Source organism: Ramlibacter paludis, assembly GCF_022012305.1.
Classification (GTDB): Bacteria; Pseudomonadota; Gammaproteobacteria; order Burkholderiales; family Burkholderiaceae_C; genus Ramlibacter; species Ramlibacter paludis.
This window is the reverse complement of the sequence record NZ_JAKLTM010000001.1, coordinates 104,253-122,551: the sequence shown is the minus strand read 5'-3', so window position 1 is coordinate 122,551 and position 18,299 is coordinate 104,253. Positions and strand designations below refer to the sequence as shown.

Annotated in this window: 18 protein-coding genes and 1 tRNA gene; 14 read left to right on the top strand and 5 right to left on the bottom strand. The window is 68.5% G+C overall.

The genetic code is table 11. From position 1 onward, the window contains the following. Positions 1 to 15: 15 nt before the first annotated feature. Complete coding sequence (locus LZ009_RS00595) at positions 16 to 1,260, bottom strand: hypothetical protein (protein WP_275695937.1); 1,245 nt, start codon at positions 1,258 to 1,260, stop codon at positions 16 to 18. A gap of 88 nt (positions 1,261 to 1,348) precedes the next feature. Between LZ009_RS00595 and LZ009_RS00590 the strand changes: the two genes are divergently transcribed. Then, complete coding sequence (locus tag LZ009_RS00590; RefSeq protein ID WP_275695936.1) at positions 1,349 to 2,095, top strand: Nif3-like dinuclear metal center hexameric protein; 747 nt, start codon at positions 1,349 to 1,351, stop codon at positions 2,093 to 2,095. Then, a complete protein-coding gene (pdxA, locus tag LZ009_RS00585) occupies positions 2,092 to 3,087 on the top strand; it encodes a 4-hydroxythreonine-4-phosphate dehydrogenase PdxA (RefSeq protein WP_275695935.1) in 996 nt (331 codons plus the stop codon). The genes LZ009_RS00590 and pdxA overlap by 4 nt, the downstream gene beginning before the upstream one ends. Here pdxA and mscL read toward each other — a convergent pair. Beyond that, positions 3,084 to 3,512, bottom strand: coding sequence for a large conductance mechanosensitive channel protein MscL (gene mscL, locus LZ009_RS00580; protein WP_275697086.1), 429 nt, complete (start codon positions 3,510 to 3,512; stop codon positions 3,084 to 3,086). The genes pdxA and mscL overlap by 4 nt on opposite strands. Positions 3,513 to 3,652: 140 nt before the next feature. On the opposite strand from mscL, the gene petA reads away from it, so the two are divergent. From petA to LZ009_RS00550, 6 genes are all read left to right on the top strand, one after another. Beyond that, positions 3,653 to 4,249, top strand: coding sequence for a ubiquinol-cytochrome c reductase iron-sulfur subunit (gene petA / locus LZ009_RS00575; RefSeq protein WP_275695934.1), 597 nt, complete (start codon positions 3,653 to 3,655; stop codon positions 4,247 to 4,249). A gap of 6 nt (positions 4,250 to 4,255) precedes the next feature. After that, on the top strand, positions 4,256 to 5,668 hold the full coding sequence (locus LZ009_RS00570) for a cytochrome b (RefSeq protein WP_275695933.1): 1,413 nt from the start codon (positions 4,256 to 4,258) through the stop codon (positions 5,666 to 5,668). A 20-nt stretch (positions 5,669 to 5,688) separates the two neighbouring features. After that, positions 5,689 to 6,447, top strand: coding sequence for a cytochrome c1 (locus LZ009_RS00565; protein WP_275695932.1), 759 nt, complete (start codon positions 5,689 to 5,691; stop codon positions 6,445 to 6,447). Positions 6,448 to 6,538: 91 nt separating this feature from the next. Beyond that, the gene (locus LZ009_RS00560) at positions 6,539 to 7,150 is read left to right on the top strand and encodes a glutathione S-transferase N-terminal domain-containing protein (RefSeq protein ID WP_061500777.1); all 612 of its coding nucleotides are present in this window, start codon (positions 6,539 to 6,541) and stop codon (positions 7,148 to 7,150) included. A 21-nt stretch (positions 7,151 to 7,171) separates the two neighbouring features. After that, positions 7,172 to 7,684, top strand: a complete 513-nt coding sequence (locus tag LZ009_RS00555) for a ClpXP protease specificity-enhancing factor (RefSeq protein ID WP_275695931.1) — start codon at positions 7,172 to 7,174, stop codon at positions 7,682 to 7,684. 67 nt (positions 7,685 to 7,751) lie between these two features. Continuing rightward, positions 7,752 to 7,827, top strand: a tRNA-Thr gene (locus LZ009_RS00550). A gap of 25 nt (positions 7,828 to 7,852) precedes the next feature. Here the strand turns inward: LZ009_RS00550 and LZ009_RS00545 are convergent. Next, the gene (locus LZ009_RS00545) at positions 7,853 to 8,161 is read right to left on the bottom strand and encodes a DciA family protein (protein ID WP_275697085.1); all 309 of its coding nucleotides are present in this window, start codon (positions 8,159 to 8,161) and stop codon (positions 7,853 to 7,855) included. 27 nt (positions 8,162 to 8,188) lie between these two features. Here LZ009_RS00545 and LZ009_RS00540 point away from each other — a divergent pair, with 27 nt between their 5' ends. The 3 genes from LZ009_RS00540 to cqsA all read left to right on the top strand — a co-directional run bounded on the left by LZ009_RS00540 (position 8,189) and on the right by cqsA (position 13,422). Then, entirely contained in the window at positions 8,189 to 9,151 is a 963-nt protein-coding gene (locus tag LZ009_RS00540) for a M23 family metallopeptidase (protein WP_275695930.1), read from the top strand. A gap of 155 nt (positions 9,152 to 9,306) precedes the next feature. Next, a complete protein-coding gene (gene secA / locus LZ009_RS00535) occupies positions 9,307 to 12,060 on the top strand; it encodes a preprotein translocase subunit SecA (RefSeq protein WP_275695929.1) in 2,754 nt (917 codons plus the stop codon). Positions 12,061 to 12,201: 141 nt separating this feature from the next. After that, entirely contained in the window at positions 12,202 to 13,422 is a 1,221-nt protein-coding gene (gene cqsA / locus LZ009_RS00530) for an alpha-hydroxyketone-type quorum-sensing autoinducer synthase (RefSeq protein WP_275695928.1), read from the top strand. A 2-nt stretch (positions 13,423 to 13,424) separates the two neighbouring features. Here the strand turns inward: cqsA and LZ009_RS00525 are convergent, their stop codons facing one another. Together LZ009_RS00525 and LZ009_RS00520 are read right to left on the bottom strand one after the other, a co-directional pair. After that, on the bottom strand, positions 13,425 to 14,405 hold the full coding sequence (locus LZ009_RS00525) for a response regulator (protein ID WP_275695927.1): 981 nt from the start codon (positions 14,403 to 14,405) through the stop codon (positions 13,425 to 13,427). Between the two features lie 30 nt (positions 14,406 to 14,435). Beyond that, positions 14,436 to 15,764 (bottom strand): sensor histidine kinase, encoded by a 1,329-nt coding sequence (locus LZ009_RS00520; protein WP_275695926.1) that lies wholly within the window; start codon positions 15,762 to 15,764, stop codon positions 14,436 to 14,438. 53 nt (positions 15,765 to 15,817) lie between these two features. On the opposite strand from LZ009_RS00520, the gene LZ009_RS00515 reads away from it, so the two are divergent. Genes LZ009_RS00515 through LZ009_RS00505 form a run of 3 tightly spaced genes read left to right on the top strand, consistent with a single transcriptional unit; the run spans position 15,818 to position 18,239 of the window. Then, a complete protein-coding gene (locus LZ009_RS00515) occupies positions 15,818 to 16,486 on the top strand; it encodes a helix-turn-helix transcriptional regulator (RefSeq protein ID WP_275695925.1) in 669 nt (222 codons plus the stop codon). Positions 16,487 to 16,519: 33 nt separating this feature from the next. Further along, a complete protein-coding gene (locus LZ009_RS00510; protein ID WP_275695924.1) occupies positions 16,520 to 17,455 on the top strand; it encodes a hypothetical protein in 936 nt (311 codons plus the stop codon). 13 nt (positions 17,456 to 17,468) lie between these two features. Next, complete coding sequence (locus LZ009_RS00505) at positions 17,469 to 18,239, top strand: type III pantothenate kinase (protein ID WP_275695923.1); 771 nt, start codon at positions 17,469 to 17,471, stop codon at positions 18,237 to 18,239. Positions 18,240 to 18,299 lie beyond the last annotated feature (60 nt).

Here is an 18,299-nt window from a genome sequence, read left to right as displayed (position 1 = left end):
CGGGCGGCCGGGGCCTCAGGCGGCCGGCCGCAGCCAGCCGCGCCGCGGCGAAAGCGCGGCATGTTCCACCGGCACGACGGCTGCCGACACCGGGTCGCGCATGGCGGCACGCGAGCGCATTCCGCGCGCCTCGGTGGCCAGGCGCTGGGCGGCATGCAGGACGTCCTCGATCTCCACCGGCCCCGGCGGCAGGTGCACCACGCCGACGCCGATGTCCGCGTGCACCTTGACCCGGTCGCCGCCCAGGCCCTGGACTTCGATCGGGTGCCGCAGGCTCACCGCTAGCTTGAGCCCCAGAGTCCGCAACCAGGGCAGGGAAGGAATGGTCTCCACGAAGCCGACGAAGCAGCGGTCCCAGTAGCGGCCCACGGGATTGACCACCCCCAGCTGGCGCCGCATGCGCGCCGCGAGCGCGATCCACATCTCGTTGACGCCGGCCGCGCCCACCTGCGCGGCGACGCGCTCGACGTCGAACACCATGACGGCCACGAGCGCGCCGTCGCGCCCGGTGCGGCGCCGCCGGCGCAGGGCCGCGAGCAGGCGCCGCACCAGCGTCCGGGCGCTTGCCAGCTGCGTGACGGGGTCGTGCGCGGGCACCCGGCCGGCGCGGCTGCGGGTCTGCCAGGCCAGGCGGTCGCGCCGCCACAGCACCAGCCCCGTCAGCGCATTGCTCACCGCGGCCAGGAGGGCCAGGGACGCCTGCGCCAGCGTGCCCAGCGGCACCAGGTGCATCGCCAGCGCGTAGAGGCCGGCGATGGCGGGCAGGGTGCAGAAGCAGCCGAGGGCCATCGCCAGCGCCATGCGGTCTCCCATCAGCCAGGCGCGCACCGTGAGCCAGAGCGTCAGCACCCCGCCCAGCAGCGAGATCGCCGCCGCCGCCGGCAACTGCTGCGGCCGCGGCAGCAGCAGCGCGAGAAGGCCCAGCCCCGGCAGCACGAAGGCGGAAGCCCGCAGCAGGACGGCCATCAGCCGGTCGCGCTGGCGCGCGCGCAGCCAGCCGTGGATCCAGTGGTTCGAGAGGCCCACGCACAGCGGCCCGGCCAGCACCTGCAATGCCAGCAGCAGGCCGGAGGCCGGTGCACGTGCATGCGCGAGGACGCCGCTCAGCACCAGGACCAGCAGGAACACGCTGAGGTGATAGGCCACGGCGCGCAGGCGCGAGACCGTGGGCCGGGCGACCAGGTCGGCCAGGCGGGCCACCGCCAGCGCGGCGATCACCCCCAGGGCCATGCTCCACACCATCAGCGCCAGCGCGTCCATGTCTCGTCCCCTTTCGCGGCGACGATTCTCGGCCGGGCCGCGCGCGCCGGCATAGGACAATAAGGCCCGGAACCTGTGACCTCTTGCCATGCCCCACCGCCACGAACTGCTCCAGGCCTTCGACCGCCTGCTGGCGCCCGAACGCTTCAAGGACTACGGGCCCAACGGCCTGCAGGTGGAGGGCCGCGCGCAGGTGCGGCGCATCGTCTCGGGGGTGACGGCCAGCCGCGAGCTGATCGAACAGGCCATCGCGGCGCGCGCCGATGCGATCTTCGTGCACCACGGCCTGTTCTGGCGCGGCCAGGACGGCCGCGTGACCGGCTGGATGAAGCAGCGCCTGGCCCTGCTGCTGGCGCATGACATCAACCTGTACGCCTACCACCTTCCGCTGGACGCGCACCCGACGCTGGGCAACAACGCGCAGCTGGGCGAGCGGCTGGGGCTGCAGGCCGACGCGCGCTTCGGCGAGCAGGACCTCGGTTTCATCGGCAATGCGGACTTCGCCGATGCGGGCGCGCTTTCAGCGCATGTCGAACGGGCCTTGGGCCGCGCAGTGACCTGCGTGCCCGGCGCCGACGGGCCGCTGCGCCGCATCGCCTGGTGCACCGGCGGCGCGCAGTCCTATTTCGAGGCGGCCATCGCCGCCGGCGCGCAGGCCTTCCTCACCGGCGAGATTTCCGAACCGCAGGCGCACTACGCGCGCGAATGCGGCGTGGCCTTCCTGGCCTGCGGGCACCACGCCACCGAGCGTTATGGGGCGCCGGCCGTCGCCGCGCACGTGGCGCAGGAACTGCACATCGAGCACGAATTCATCGACGTGCCGAATCCCGCATGAGCCGGCCGCTTGCAATCACCATGGGCGATCCGGCGGGCATCGGGCCGGAGATCGTGGCCAAGGCCTTCCGCGAATCGCCCGCGCTCACGCAAGGCTGCTTCGTCGTGGGCGACGTCGCCTGCATGCGCCGCGGCGCGGCGGGCAAGCTGCCGGTCGCCGTGATCGACCAGGTCGCCGATGTGCATCAGGTGCCGCCGAACTGCATTCCGGTCCTGCAAGCCGGCCCCTCCTTGCCGCCGCCCGCCGTCGGACAACTGAGCGCCGCCGCCGGCCGCATGGCCGCCGACGCCGTGCTGTGGGCCGTGCGCGCCGCGCTGCGCGGCGAAGTCGCCGGCCTGGTGACGGCGCCCTTGAACAAGGAGGCGCTGCACGCGGCCGGCCTGCCTTATCCGGGCCACACGGAACTGCTGCAGGCGGAAGCCGCGGCCCACGCAGGCGTCGCGATCGACCGGATGCCGGTGCGCATGATGCTGGCCAACGACGAACTGCGCACGGTGCTGGTGAGCATCCACCTGTCGCTGCGCGAGGCCATCGAAGCGGTGACGCTGGAACGCGTGCTGCAGACGCTGCGCATCACTGATGCGGCACTGGGCGCGTCGCTCGGCCGGCGCCCCCGCATCGCCGTGGCCGGCCTGAACCCGCACGCCGGCGAAGGCGGCATGTTCGGCCGCGAGGAAATCGAGGTGATCGCGCCGGCGGTCGCCGCCGCGCAGGCCGACGGCATCGCGGCGCAAGGCCCGTTCGCGCCCGACACGGTGTTCATGCGCGCGCGGCGCGGCGAGTTCGACGCGGTGGTCGCGATGTACCACGACCAGGGCCTGATTCCCGTGAAGTACCTGGGCGTGGAGAAGGGCGTGAACGTGACGCTGGGCCTGCCGCTGGTGCGGACCAGCCCGGACCACGGCACGGCCTTCGACATCGCCGGCACGGGCCGGGCCGACGCGGGCAGCCTGGTCGAGGCGATCCGCGTCGCCCGCGAGCTGGCCGCCTAGGAGCGCTTCAGGCTGTCGCGGATCTCCCGCAGCAGCAGGATGTCCTCCGCCGGCGGCGCCGCTTCCGCCGCCTGCTGCGCTTCGTGCTTGCGGCGCAGCCGGTTGATCGCCCGCACCAGCAGGAAGATCACGAAGGCCAGGATCAGGAAGTTGACGGCCACCGTGATGAACTGGCCCCATGCCAACACCGGCACGCCGGCCTTCTTCAGCGCGTCCAGGTTCATCGCGGTGCCGGCAGGCGCCGGGCCCAGCAGCAGGAAGTAGCTGGAGAAGTCCATCTTGCCGAAGATCGCGCCGATCACCGGCATCACGACGTCGTTCACCAGGGAGTCGACGATCTTGCCGAAGGCGGCGCCGATGATGACGCCGACCGCGAGGTCGACGACATTGCCCTTGATGGCGAACTCCCGGAACTCGTGCAGCATCTTCCTCATGGCGACCCCTCGTCGTGGTTGGAGCAACGAGCGGGAGTGTATGCGCTGCAACCCGCCCGTTGAAAACGCCGGAAACGACCCGCTACAATCGCGGGTTGACCCTAAACAGCGAGAGATCCTCGAGGACCCGTATGAGCAACTCCACGGTGGACGCCAGCAAACGGACGTGGCTGATCGCGTCCAGTTGTGCCGGCGCGGTGGGCGCAGGCTTTGTAGCCGTTCCCTTCGTCAGCAGCTTCCAGCCCTCCGAAAGAGCGAAGGCCGCCGGCGCGCCGGTCGAAGTCGACATCTCGGCCCTGCAGCCCGGACAGAAAATGACCGTGGAATGGCGTGGCAAGCCGGTGTGGATCCTGCGCCGCACGCCGGAGCAGATCGCGGCCCTGAAGAAGACCGACAACGAGGTCGCCGACCCGAACTCGGAACGCAAGGCCTACCCGATCCCCGACTACGCCAAGAACGAGGCCCGTTCGATCAAGCCCGAATTCTTCGTCTGCGTCGGCATCTGCACGCACCTGGGCTGCTCGCCCTCCGACAAGTTCACCCCCGGCCCGCAGCCCTCGCTGCCGGACAACTGGGAAGGCGGCTTCCTGTGCCCCTGCCACGGTTCGACCTTCGACCTGGCCGGCCGCGTCTACAAGAACAAGCCCGCGCCCGACAACCTGGAAGTGCCCCCGCACATGTACCTGTCGGACACGCGCCTGCTGATCGGCGAAGACAAGAAGGCCTGATGCACCATGGCTGAATTCAAGGAAATCTCCCCGAACGCCAGCGTCCCCGCCAAGGTGGACAACTGGATGCGCAACCGCTTCCCGTTCGCCTACACGTTCTACAACGAACACATGGCGGACTACTACGCACCGAAGAACTTCAACTTCTGGTACTTCTTCGGCTCGCTGGCGCTGCTGGTGCTGGTGATCCAGATCGTCACCGGCATCTTCCTGGTGATGCACTACAAGCCGGACGCGAACCTCGCCTTCGCCTCGGTCGAATACATCATGCGCGACGTGCCGTGGGGCTGGCTGGTGCGCTACATGCACTCCACCGGCGCCTCGGCCTTCTTCATCGTGGTCTACCTCCACATGTTCAAGGCGCTGATCTACGGCAGCTACCGCAAGCCGCGCGAGCTGGTCTGGATCTTCGGCTGCACCATCTTCCTGATGCTGATGGCCGAGGCCTTCTTCGGCTACCTGCTGCCCTGGGGCCAGATGTCCTACTGGGGCGCCCAGGTGATCGTGAACCTGTTCGCCGCCGTGCCCTTCATCGGTCCCGACCTGGCGCTGCTGATCCGCGGCGACTACGTGGTGTCCGACGCGACCCTGAACCGCTTCTTCAGCTTCCACGTGATCGCGATCCCGCTGGTGCTGCTGGGCCTGGTGGCCGCGCACATCCTGGCGCTGCACGACGTCGGCTCCAACAACCCGGACGGCGTCGACATCAAGGGCCCGAACGCCCCCAAGGACGCCCGCGGCAAGCCGGTGGACGGCATCCCCTTCCACCCGTACTACAGCGTGCACGACATGGTCGGCGTCGCCGTCTTCCTGATGGTGTTCAGCGCGATCATCTTCTTCGCGCCGGAACTGGGCGGCTACTTCCTGGAGTACAACAACTTCATCCCGGCCGACTCGCTGAAGACCCCGCTGCACATCGCGCCGGTCTGGTACTTCACGCCGTTCTACTCGATGCTGCGCGCCACGACCGACGTGATGGTCGACGTGTTCTGCGTGATCGTCGCGCTGGCCGCCGTGTTCGCCCTGTGGAAGGGCCGCCTGGGCCTGGTCGGCAAGGTGGCGCTGATCGTCGTCGCGGCCGTCGCGATCGTCCTGCTCAAGACCTTCGACGCGAAGTTCTGGGGCGTGGTGATCATGGGCGGCGCCGTCATCATCCTGTTCTTCCTGCCCTGGCTGGACGCGAGCCCGGTGCGCTCGATCCGCTACCGCCCGAGCTGGCACAAGTGGGTCTACGGCGTGTTCGTGGTGTTCTTCTTCGTGCTGGGCTACCTCGGCATCCAGCCGCCGTCGCCCATCGGCACGCTGATCGCGCAGATCGGCACGATCTACTACTTCGGCTTCTTCCTGCTGATGCCGGTGTGGAGCCGCCTGGGCGAGTTCAAGCCGGTGCCCGACCGCATCACCTTCGCCGCGCACTGAGAAGCCCGGAGCCACAGAGAATGAAAAAACTGATCTTCTTCGTGCTGGTCGCGTTCGGCCTCGCGGGCGCCGCGCTGGCGTCCGAAGGCGAGGGCGTGCATTGGGACAAGGCGCCCAGCCGCACCAACGACCTGCCGGCCCTGCAGAACGGCGCCAAGCTGTTCGTCAACTACTGCCTGAACTGCCACTCCGCCGCGTACATGCGCTACAACCGCCTGCGCGACATCGGCATCACCGAGCAGCAGATCAAGGACAACCTCCTCTTCACCGACGGCAAGGTCGGCGACGTGATGAAGGCCGCGATCGACCCGAAGGACGCCAAGGAATGGTTCGGCGCCAACCCGCCCGACCTGACCCTGATCGCGCGTTCGCGCTCGGGCCATGGCGGCACCGGCGCGGACTACCTGTACACCTACATGCGCACCTTCTACCGCGACGCCGAAAAGCCGACCGGCTGGAACAACCTCGCTTTCCCGAACGTCGGCATGCCGCACGTGCTGTGGCAGCTGCAGGGCGAGCGCGAGCCGGAGTGGGAAACGCTGAAGGAACACGGCCACGAGGCCAGGATCTTCAAGGGCTGGAAGCAGCTGAGCCCCGGCGCCATGACCCCGCTGCAATACGACCAGGCGGTCGGCGACCTGGTGGGCTACCTGCAGTGGATGGCCGAGCCGGCGCAGAATCACCGCGTGCGCGTCGGCGCCTGGGTGATGCTCTTCCTGGTGGTGCTGTTCGTGCTGGTCTGGCGCCTGAACGCGGCCTTCTGGAAAGACGTTAAATAGACAAAACGCGGTCCGGCCTCCGGGCTGGACACGCGTACTTGGAGTGGGTGCCCCTGCACCCACTCTTTTTGGTTTTTAAAGGACAAACATCATGATGGTGCTCTACTCGGGAACCACCTGCCCCTTCTCCCATCGCTGCCGCTTCGTGCTGTTCGAAAAGGGCATGGACTTCGAGATCCGCGACGTCGACCTGTACAACAAGCCGGAAGACATCAACGTCATGAACCCGTACGGCCAGGTCCCCATCCTGGTCGAGCGCGACCTGATCCTGTACGAGTCGAACATCATCAACGAGTACATCGACGAGCGCTTCCCGCATCCGCAGCTGATGCCCGGAGACCCGGTGGATCGCGCCCGTGTCCGCCTGTTCCTGCTCAACTTCGAGAAGGAACTGTTCGTGCACGTGTCGACGCTGGAGTCGCGCGCCGCCAAGAGCAACGAGAAGGCGCTGGAGAAGGCCCGCTCGCACATCCGCGATCGCCTGACGCAGCTGGCCCCGGTGTTCCTGAAGAACAAGTACATGCTGGGCGAGAACTTCTCGATGCTCGACGTGGCCATCGCGCCGCTGCTGTGGCGCCTGGACTACTACGGCATCGAGCTGTCGAAGAACGCCGCGCCGCTGCTGAAGTACGCCGAGCGCATCTTCTCGCGCCCGGCCTACATCGAAGCGCTGACCCCGTCCGAGAAAGTGATGCGCAAGTAAGCGCTATTCTTGCGGGTAGAGATGAACGCCCTCGAATCGACCTCCACCCGCCCGTACCTGATCCGGGCGCTGTACGAATGGTGCACCGACAACGGCTTCACGCCGTACGTCGCTGTGCTGGTCGACGACTCGGTGCAGGTGCCGCGCGAGTACGTGAAGAACGGCGAGATCGTGCTGAACATCAGCTTCGACGCCACCAGCTCGCTGAAGCTCGGGAACGACTTCATCGAGTTCAAGGCCCGCTTCGCCGGCACCGCGCGCGAGATCATGGTGCCGGTGAATCGCGTGATCGCCATCTACGCCCGCGAGAACGGCCAGGGCATGGCCTTCCCGGTGCCGGTGTCCGGCGGCGGCGAGGCCGAGGCTTCCAAGCCGTCACCGCTGACCAGCGTGCCGGCCGCGCCGCATGAGGCGGAAAGCAAGGTGGTGCAGCTGGTGACGCCCGACGGCGCGCCGGCATCGACACCCGACAGCGAACCGCCGAAGCCGCCCAGCCCCGGCGGCCCGCGCCCGGCGCTCAAGCGGGTCAAGTAGTTTCCACGACTTCCCCCAGCGACCAAACCGCTTCAGAATCGCTCCGGCGTTGCCCGGGGCGATGTACGCCGATTTAGCTCAGTTGGTAGAGCAACTGTCTTGTAAACAGTAGGTCATCCGTTCGATTCGGATAATCGGCACCATCCGACCGACCGGCGGAGCAGGCGCTTACCTTTGGTGGCTTCCAACCTTCAGGCGGATTGAAGTAACCTGCCACCCACGGCTGTTGAGCTTGTCCTGGAACAAGGGCAGCAACTGCCGGAGCTTCGCCGCCGCCGCGCTGCCGTCCACCAGGAGGCACCAGCCGGTTCCCTCGATGGGACCCGGCCGGACCGCAGGCCGCAGGGGAGCAGGGATCAGGGGCTCGATTGCCTTGAGCCGTTCGCCGGACTCGCGCGCCAGTTGCGCGAGACGCGCCAAAGTAGGCGCTTCCTCGGCAGCCTCGTGCAGGGGCACCGGGTAGTGGCGGCGGGTCATGGAGGTCGTTGGAGAGGAGAAGAAGAAGTGCATTTCATTATCACGGATGCCTGGTTGGCGAAGAGCCGAGCCATCCACCTGAGCGGCACCAAGCTGGTTGCCGCGCTCGCCACGCTGTCGCTCGTGCTGATGCTGGTGGCGGCGGGCCTGTACCACTGGGTCTTCCTCAAGGGCGCGCGCGAGCGCTGGCCCATCGTCGGCACGCTGGTGCGGCTGGTGGTGGCCGACGAATTCGAGCAGCGCGACCGCTACATGCGCGAGAACCTCGACGCGATGGCGCGCAAGCTGGGCGAGATGCAGGCCCGCATGCTGCAGCTGGAGGCGCTCGGCGAGCGCGTCGGCGGCCTGGCCGGCGTCAATCCCCACGACCTGAAGATCGTCGCCGGCCGCGGCGGCGCGCTGGTGGAAGGCCGCCCGCTGTCGCTGGAAGAACTGCAGGCCACGCTGAACGACCTGGAGCAGCTGACCGGCGAGCGCACCGACCTGCTGACCGTCATGGAGTCGCGCCTGATCGACCAGCGCCTGAAGACCATGATGATCCCGACGCAGCATCCGGTGGCCGGCCCGCTCGGCTCCTCCTTCGGCTGGCGCATCGATCCCTTCACCGGCCACTCGGCGCTGCACACCGGCCTGGATTTCCAGGCGTCACCCGGCACGACCATCCAGTCCGCCGCCGGCGGCGTGGTGGTCGCTGCCGAAGTGCACCCGCAGTACGGCAACATGGTCGAAGTCGACCACGGCAACAACCTCGTCACCCGCTATGCCCACGCCTCGCGGCTGCTGGTGAAGAAGGGCGACCTGGTCAAGCGCGGCCAGAAGGTCGCGGAAGTCGGCACCACGGGCCGCTCCACCGGCCCGCATCTGCACTTCGAGGTGCTGGTGCAGGGCGTGCCGCAGGACCCGATGAAGTTCCTGAACGCCGGCCGCAACGCGCCGGCGACCGTCGCCGCCCTGGCGCCGTCCGTGACGGCCCCGCGCGCCATTCACTGAGCCGTCCTACAAGCCGCCTGCCCGCCCCGGGTAAAATCCGGGGTTTTGCCGTGCGGCTGAGCCTTGTGGCCCCGCCCGGCGCCTCCATCTGATCCTGCTGACAACAAAGGGATTGCGCTGACCCGGCCCCTCGTGGCTGCGGCGGAACCGCGTTCATGGCCACCAACTTCCTGACCAAAATCTTCGGCTCCCGCAACGATCGGCTGCTCAAGCAGTACCGCCGGACCGTGGAGCAGATCAACGCCTTCGAGGCCAAGCTCGAACAGCTTTCCGACGAAGCCCTCAAGGCCAAGACCGAGGAGTTCCGCGGCCGCATCGCCCAGGGCGAAGCCCTCGACGACGTGCTGCCCGAGGCATTCGCCGTCGTGCGCGAGGCCTCCAAGCGCGTCATGAAGATGCGCCATTTCGACGTGCAGATGCTGGGCGGCCTCGCGCTGCACCAGGGCAAGATCGCCGAAATGCGCACCGGCGAAGGCAAGACGCTGACCGCCACGCTGCCGGTGTACCTGAACGCGCTGTCCGGCAAGGGCGTGCACGTGGTCACGGTCAACGACTACCTCGCCAACCGCGACGCGCAGTGGATGGGCCGGCTGTACAACTTCCTCGGCCTGTCGGTCGGCATCAACCTGCCGCAGATGCCGCGCGAGCAGAAGCAGGAAGCCTACCGCGCCGACATCACCTACGGCACCAACAACGAATACGGCTTCGACTACCTGCGCGACAACATGGTGTACGAGACGGGCGACCGCGTGCAGCGGGGCCTGAACTACGCCATCGTCGACGAAGTGGACTCGATCCTGATCGACGAGGCCCGCACGCCGCTGATCATCAGCGGCCAGGCCGAGGACCACACCGACCTGTACCTCGCGATCAACCGCGTGGTGCCGCAGCTGACCAAGCAGGAAGGCGAAGCCGACCCGCGCACCGGCGAGGGCGTGACCAAGCCGGGCGACTTCACGGTGGACGAGAAGACGCACCAGGTCTTCATGACCGAGCAGGGCCACGAGAACGCCGAGCGCATCCTGTTCAACATGGGCCTGATCCCCGAAGGCGCCACGCTGTACGACCCGGCGAACATCTCGCTGATGCACCACCTGAACGCGGCGCTGCGGGCCAACCACCTGTACCACCGCGACCAGCACTACGTGGTGCAGGAGGGCGAGGTCGTCATCGTCGACGAGTTCACCGGCCGTTTGATGAGCGGCCGGCGCTGGAGCGACGGCCTGCACCAGGCCGTGGAAGCCAAGGAAGGCGTGCAGATCCAGCCCGAGAACCAGACGCTGGCCTCGATCACCTTCCAGAACTACTTCCGCCTGTACGGCAAGCTGTCCGGCATGACCGGCACGGCCGACACCGAGGCCTACGAGTTCCAGGAGATCTACGGCCTCGAAACCGTGGTGATCCCGCCCAACCGGCCCAGCAGCCGCGACGACCAGCTCGATCGCGTCTACAAGACGGCGCGCGAGAAGTACGACGCGGCCATCCAGGACATCCGCGAATGCCACGGCCGCGGCCAGCCGGTGCTGGTGGGCACGACCTCCATCGAGAACTCGGAACTGATCTCCGACCTGCTGAACAAGGCGGGCCTGGAGCACCAGGTGCTCAACGCCAAGCAGCACGCGCGCGAAGCCGACATCGTGGCGCAGGCCGGCCGGCCGAAGATGATCACCATCGCCACCAACATGGCGGGCCGCGGCACCGACATCGTGCTGGGCGGCAACGTCGAGAAGGCGGTCGAGGCGCTCGAAGCCGACGAGACGATGGACGCGGTGTCCAAGCAGGCCCGTGCGGCGGAACTCCGCGCGCAATGGGCCAAGGACCACGAGGCGGTCAAGGCCAATGGCGGCCTGCGCATCATCGCCACCGAGCGGCACGAGAGCCGGCGCATCGACAACCAGCTGCGCGGCCGCTCCGGCCGCCAGGGCGACCCGGGCTCCTCGCGCTTCTACCTGTCGCTGGACGATCCGCTGATGCGCATCTTCGCGGGCGACCGCGTGCGCGCCATCATGGAGCGCCTGAAGATGCCCGACGGCGAGGCCATCGAGGCCGGCATCGTCACGCGCTCGATCGAGAGCGCGCAGCGCAAGGTGGAAGGCCGCAACTTCGACATCCGCAAGCAGCTGCTCGAATACGACGACGTGTCGAACGACCAGCGCAAGGTGATCTACCAGCAGCGCAACGACATCCTCGATGCGCAGGCGCTGGGCGCGCAGATCGCCGCGCTGCGCGAAGGCTGCTTCGAGGACCTGGTGCACCAGTACGTGCCGCCGGAGTCGGTGGAAGAGCAATGGGACCTGAAGGGCCTGGAGAAGGCGCTGGCGGACGACTGGGGCATCGAGCTGGGCCTGGCCAAGCAGGTCGAAGCCGCCGCCTCCATGACCGACGAGGACATCGTCGAGAAGGTGGTCGCCGCGGCGCATGCCGCCTTCCAGGCCAAGGTGGACCAGGTCGGCGAGGAGAACTTCACCCAGTTCGAGCGCATGGTGCTGCTGCAGAGCATCGACTCGCACTGGCGCGAGCACCTGGCCGCGCTGGACTACCTGCGCCAGGGCATCCACCTGCGCGGCTATGCGCAGAAGCAGCCCAAGCAGGAATACAAGCGCGAAGCCTTCGAGCTGTTCGGCCAGATGCTGGACGCGGTGAAGAACGAGGTGACCAAGGTCCTGATGACGGTGAAGGTCCAGTCGAGCGAACAGCTCGAGCAGGCCGCCGAGGACCTGGAAGAGCGCGCCGAGCACATCGCCAACGTCACCTACACCGCGCCGACCGAAACCGGCGAGGTGGAGAGCATGGTCGACGAAAGCACGGCCGCGGTGGCCGCCGCCGACCTGCCGCGCGTGGGCCGCAACGATCCCTGCCCCTGCGGCAGCGGCAAGAAGTTCAAGTTCTGCCACGGCAAGCTGAGCTGAGCCCTTTGTCGGGCTGGCGACCTGCCACCGACACAATCCGTAAGACTCTGTAACCCCCCTGTCAGACCTGACAGGGGTGTAGGAACGCGCTGACAAGACATTTCGTCCAATGAACAGCTCAAAAAGCAGTTGGAGCAGTTCATGGAAGTCGTTGGAGTCGTGGAACCGGGGCTGTCGTCCCGGCTGAGGCAGCGCATCGAGACCCAGTTCAAGGAGCGCTGGGAAAAGGAATGGGGCCGCAAGTTCGTGACGCACGGCGTCGCGCCCGGGCCGAACGCGGTCCGGCTCGACGGCAATGATTACTTGTCGGTCACCGGCCACGCCGACATCGTGCAAGCGCAGCTGGACGCGCTGCGTGCCAACCGGGAGTACATCGTGCAGTCCGGCGTGTTCCAGCTGGACGGCAGCCCGACCTCACGCTTCGAAGCGGCGCTGGCCGACCACGTGGGCAAGCAGGGCGCGCTGCTCTGCCAATCCGGCTACACCGCCAACCTGGGCCTGATCCAGGTCATCGCCGACGCCGAGACGCCGGTCTACCTGGACAGCCTGGCCCACATGTCGCTGTGGGAGGGCGTGCGCGCCGCCAACGCGCCGGCGCATGCCTTCCGCCACAACGACCCGGCGCACCTCGAACGCATGATCCAGCGCCACGGGCCCGGCTTGGTGATCGTCGACTCGGTCTACAGCACCACCGGCGCGCTATGCCCGCTGGAGCAGGTCGTGGAAGTCGCGGAAGCGCACGACTGCATGATCCTGGTCGACGAGTCCCACTCGCTGGGCACCCACGGCCCCGAGGGCCGCGGCCTGTGCGCGGAGCTGGGCCTGACGCACCGCGTCCACTTCATCACCGCCAGCCTCGCCAAGGCCTTCGCGGGACGCGCCGGCTTCTTCACCATGCCCGACGAACTGCGGCCCTACCTCATGTGCCACAGCTACCCGAGCATCTTCAGCTCCTGCCTGCTGCCGCACGAGATCGCGGGCCTGGCCGCCACGCTGGAAGTGGTGAAGCGCAGCGACGAAGCCCGCGCGCAATTGCGCCGCAACACGCAGCGCCTGCGCCAGGCCTTCAGCGATTGCGGCTTCCCGATCCACCATGGCAGCGAGCAGATCATCTCGCTGGAAGCCGGCGCCGAAGCCGACACGCTGGCGCTGCGCGACAAGCTGGAGCAGCGCGGCGTGTTCGGGGCGGTGTTCTGCGCGCCGGCCACCAGCCGCAATCGCGCGATGGTGCGCCTCACGCTCAACGCCACGCTGACCGACGCGGAAATGAGCCACGTCGAAGGCGTGGCGCGCGAAGTGGCGCCGCTGGTGAAGCCCTGGGAGTGGGCAATCGCGCGGCGGCAACGCGGCCGCGCGGAGTAGACCTACTCCTGCACGTGCCGCTTGGGCTGGCGCTTCAGCCAGGCGGCATAGCTGTTGTTGGGGTCCGGCCCTTGCGCCGCTTCGACCGGGAACAGGGCCCCCAGCAAGGTGCTCGATCCTTCGCCGACCTCGAACGCCGGCACGAGCGCCACCGGCTGTGACGACGACAGCGCCTGGCGCAGTTCCACGTCTGCGAGCCTGGCGCCGCTGCGGATCTCGGCCACCGCCTCGCCCGGCACGCCGGCCACGTCGGCCAGCTCCGCCAGCGCGGGCAGGCCCTCGCGTGTCTCCAGTTGCAGCCAGCCGATCTTGCCAGCGGCATCCATGCCGAGCACGCCGAAGGGGTCGCCGATGGCGACGTGCTCCACCCAGTGCTTGGCGCAGAAGGCCGATAGCCAGTTGGCCACGCCCGGCGCGCGCAGCAGCGCGTTCTGTTCGGGCTTGAGCGTCACGCGCCAGGTCTGCGCATGGCGCGCATGCGAGGTGAACAGCAGGCGGTCCACCGCCTCGATCAGGCGGCGCGAGATGTCGGGCGTCTGCTTGGGGATGAACTGGTCGATCAGGCCGTGGTTGAAGGCGCGCACGGCGACTTGTTCATCGGCCTGGCCGGTCAGGAGAACGCGCGACCCGGGCCAGTCGCCGAGCTCGGCCAGCGCCTGCAGGCCGTCCATGCCGGGCATCGAATAGTCGACCACGCACACGCGCGAGAGTGCATAGCGTTCGGTGTACTTCGACCAGTAGCCCAGGATCTGCGGGATCAGCGGCTTGCCGTCGCGCCAGTTCTCGATCAGCTGCTGCTGGTTCCAGGCGTCGGCCTCCCAGAAGGGCGGCTCCTGCAGCAGGTGGGCAATGGCCTCGGGCGGCCGCAGGAACAGGCGCAGGTGCCACTGGCGCGGCAGCACCAGGGCCAGCATCTCCAGGTAGTCGGGGTCGTCGTCCAGGAAGACGACGGTGCCGGGGCGGTGGAACAGGGGAAAGGTCATGGGCGGTGCGGTCGCACGGGGTGCATTGTGCTACGCGAGCGGCAGTTCGATCGTGAAGATCGCGCCCTTCAGCGGGGCGGATTTCACGCGGATGGTGCCTTGCGCGCCCTGGACGACGCGCTGGCAGAAGGCCAACCCCAGGCCGTGGCCGGTGCCGCGGTCGGTGGAGAAGAAGGGCTGGAAGATGCGGGCCTGCAGGTCGTCGTCCATGCCCACGCCCTTGTCGGTGAACACGATGCGGCCCCGGTTGCCCTGGGCGCCGACCTCGATCAGCAGGTCGCCGGGCCGGCTCGCGGTGGACGCCGCGGCCAGCGAGCGCAGGGCGTTCTTGGTCAGGTTGTCCATTACCTGCAGGAAGAGCGCGCGCGAGCCGAGGAAGCGGAAGTCGCCGTGCACCCGGATCACGACGCAGTCGCGTTCGCGGCTGCTGCGAAAGGGATAGTCGGCGATCGCCAGGTCCACCAGGGCGGCCGCCGACATGGCCTCGGTGTGGCGCGGCAGCCGCATCAGCCGCGCGTTGGTGATCTGCATGTCGATCTGGTGGTTCATGTTGCGCACCAGGTTGGTGAGGCGCTGCGCCAGCATCTGGACGCGCTCGCCGTCCTCGCCTTCCTGGCGCGCCTCGTTGCGCAGGGCCTCGCCGATCAGCTGCATGGTGGCCAGCGGCGTGCGCAGTTCGTGCGCCATGATGCCCATGGTGCCCAGCGTGTAATTCAGTTGCTCGCGGCGCAGGTTGGACGACGACAGGCCCAGCGTGATGGCCATGAACCAGCAGAAGGCCAGCACCACGGCGTTGGTGGCGCCCAGCGCGAAGGTGATCGGCTGCGCGTCCGGGCCCACCGCGTGGAACATCGCCCAGGCAACGACCAGGCCGCTGATGCTGCCCACGGTGGCCAGGCGCCAGTCGGTGAGGTGGTAATAGATCAGGAACATCGCGCCCAGGCTGGCGAGCCAGACCGGGTTGCCGCTGTTGCAAAAGTACATCCACGAGAAGAACCAGGGCAGCGTGATCCAGAAGATCAGCGTGAAGGTGGTGGCCGCCACGCGGCTGGGCGGGCTGGCCGTGAGGCCGGGAACGACCAGCAGGCTCAGGCCGAACAGCGACATCATCAGGCGCAGGACCAGGTCCTCGTAGGGCTGCGGCAGCCACAAGGTCCAGATGAAATAGAAGAGGGGATGGCCGACGAAGGTGGACATGCCCAGCGCGCGGATCCGCCACGTCGACGGGTGGAGGATCGGCTCCACCAGCGTCTGCCGCACCTCGGCGGCCGTCCATTGCCGCACCCGCCGGGCCATGGCCTCGAATCGGGCGCGGGGCAGGGCGGACGGGTAGGTGGGGCGGCGCAAATCCTCGTTCATAAGGGCGATGGTGATATTGTCACAGCCCAGCGTGCGCGCAAGAACGAGAAGTGATGGGGATCCCTGTTAACTTTGACAGTGTCAGCCTGGACGGCATCCTCAGTGACTGGGTGGCCGCCCTGCGCGAATTTTCCGTGGAGGCGGTAGTCATCCTCGGCCCCGACCCCTTCGGCGGCAGCGAAGACCGCCAGGTGGTCGCCGTCCACCCCCCGGTGGTCGCCGAGGCCGCGAAGGCGTTGGCGGAAAGCCGCGACTTCGGCGCGCGCTGGCGCGACTCCGACGCGCCGCTGGTGGCCTGGCAGACCATTTCCCGCACCGACCCCGAACATTCGAGCCGCTGGCGCATGCTGTGGCTCGCGCATGGCTACCAGACCGTGGTGCGGGTGGAGTTCTCGCTGCCGGCGGGCCGCGCCTTCGAGTGCTTCATGTTCAGCCCGCGCGAGCTGACCGACCGCGCCGAAGCCGCGGCGCTGGCCTGGTCGGCGCTGAACATCTGGCCGCAGGTGCGCCGTTCGATCGCGGTAGCCCGATCGACGCTCAGCCCGCGCGAGCGGGAATGCCTGGAGCTGGCCTTCCAGGGCCTGACCGCGCGCGAGAGTTCGCAGCGCCTGCTGTGCAGCGAGCGCACCGTGAACTACCACCTGGCCAACGCCATGAGCAAGCTGAAGGTGGACAACAAGATGGCGGCGATCCAGCGGGCCTGTTGGTTGGGCGCTATCTAGCACCTGCTCGGCCGCACCGCTACCATTGCGCCCATGCAAGACGACGACGACCGCACCGCCTCGCTGATGACGCCGGCCAAGCTGGCGCAGCTGAAGGTCCGTCCCAAGCCGGCGGCGAGTCCCGCTGCCTGGCTGGACCAGCTGGCGGCGGACGCGGGCAGCGGCCACGTCCGGCGCCTGGTCGACCTGCGCAAGCAGCTCGAGGGCCAGGTCGCCGAGGCCCGGTTCGATGCGGTGCGCGGCGCGCTGGACGCGCTGGCGGCCCAGGCCGGCCAGCTCGATTTCGCGCAGCTGCAGCCCAAGGGCTGGCTGGCGCGCGCGACCGGCAAGGGCAAGGAACAGGCCGCGGAGTTCCTGGCGCAGTACGACCGCACGCGCAAGTGCGGCGAGGACCTGCAGGACGACGTGAAGGCGCTGCAACGCGCGCTGGTCACGCAGGGCACCGCCGTCGAGCGCTCGCTGCTCGAGGTCGAGGTCGAGCTCAAGGCCATCGAGAAGATCATCGACCAGGGCGCCCGCTGGCTGCAGGACATGCGCAACCAGCTGAAGGCGCGCGAAGCCGCGGGCGGCGACGAGGCGGCCAGGCAGTCCATGCAGGAAGACGAAGCGCGTTGCGAATTGCTGGTGGCGCGGCTGAAGCAGCTGCGCGGCGCCAGTTCGGCGGCGCAGCAGGCGCTGGAGCAATGCCGCCAGCAGGCCGGGCGCCGCTCCGCGCTGCTGGAGCGGTTGCAGCAAGCCCTGGAGACCGAGTGGAAGACCTGGCAACGGCACCTGACCGCGGTCGCGCGGGAAGCCAAGGCCGGCGGCTCGGCGGCCCCCGAAGGCACCGAGGTCGCGCGGAGCGCCGACCAGGCGCTGAAGCAATGCGCATTGCAGGCGGCCGAGGACTGCGGCGCGCTGCAGGCGCAGGAGCAGGCGCTGGTGGCCGAACTGGTGGCGCTGCAGGAGCCCTTGCGGGCCGCCGCCTGAGGCCGCGTCGCCCATGACCCTGCTCGCCCTCGACATCGGCAACACCCGGCTGAAGTGGGCGTTGTACGAACGCGCCGCTGCCGGCGAACAGCCGCTCGCGCATGGCGCGGAATTCCTGGAAAACATCGACAAGCTGGCCGACGGCCCTTGGTCCGGCCTGCAGGCGCCCGCGCGCATGATCGGCTGCTGCGTCGCCGCCGATGCCATCAAGCGGCGCGCCGAGGAGCAGATGGAGGAGCTGTGGGACGTGCCCGCCCAGTGGGTGGTCGCGAGTTCGGCCGAGGCCGGCGTCTCCAACGGCTACGACCACCCGACCCGCCTGGGCGCCGACCGCTGGGTGGCGATGATCGGGGCGCGGGCGCGCATGCTGGCCGAGGGCGCCGCGCGGCCGATGGTGGTGGTGATGGTGGGCACCGCGGTGACGGTGGAGGCGCTGGACGCCGAGGGCCGCTTCCTGGGCGGCTTCATCCTGCCGGGCCACGGCATCATGCTGCGCGCGCTGGAAAGCGGCACCGCCGGCCTGCACGTGCCCACCGGCGAGGTGCGTGAATTCCCCACCAACACCAGCGACGCGCTCACGAGCGGCGGCACCTTCGCCATCTCCGGCGCGATCGAGCGGATGGTGCAGCACGTGCGCCGGCATTGCGGCGCCGAGCCCTTCTGCGTCATGACCGGCGGCGCCGGCTGGAAGGTCGCGCCCCACATGGCGGTGCAGTTCGAGCTGGTGGAAAGCCTGATCTTCGACGGACTGCTGGTGATTGCGCAGGAGCGGGCGCGCAGTTGACGTCATTCCCGCGAAGGCGGGAACCCAGCGCTTCCGCATTGCCTGCGCGCACGCGCGCAG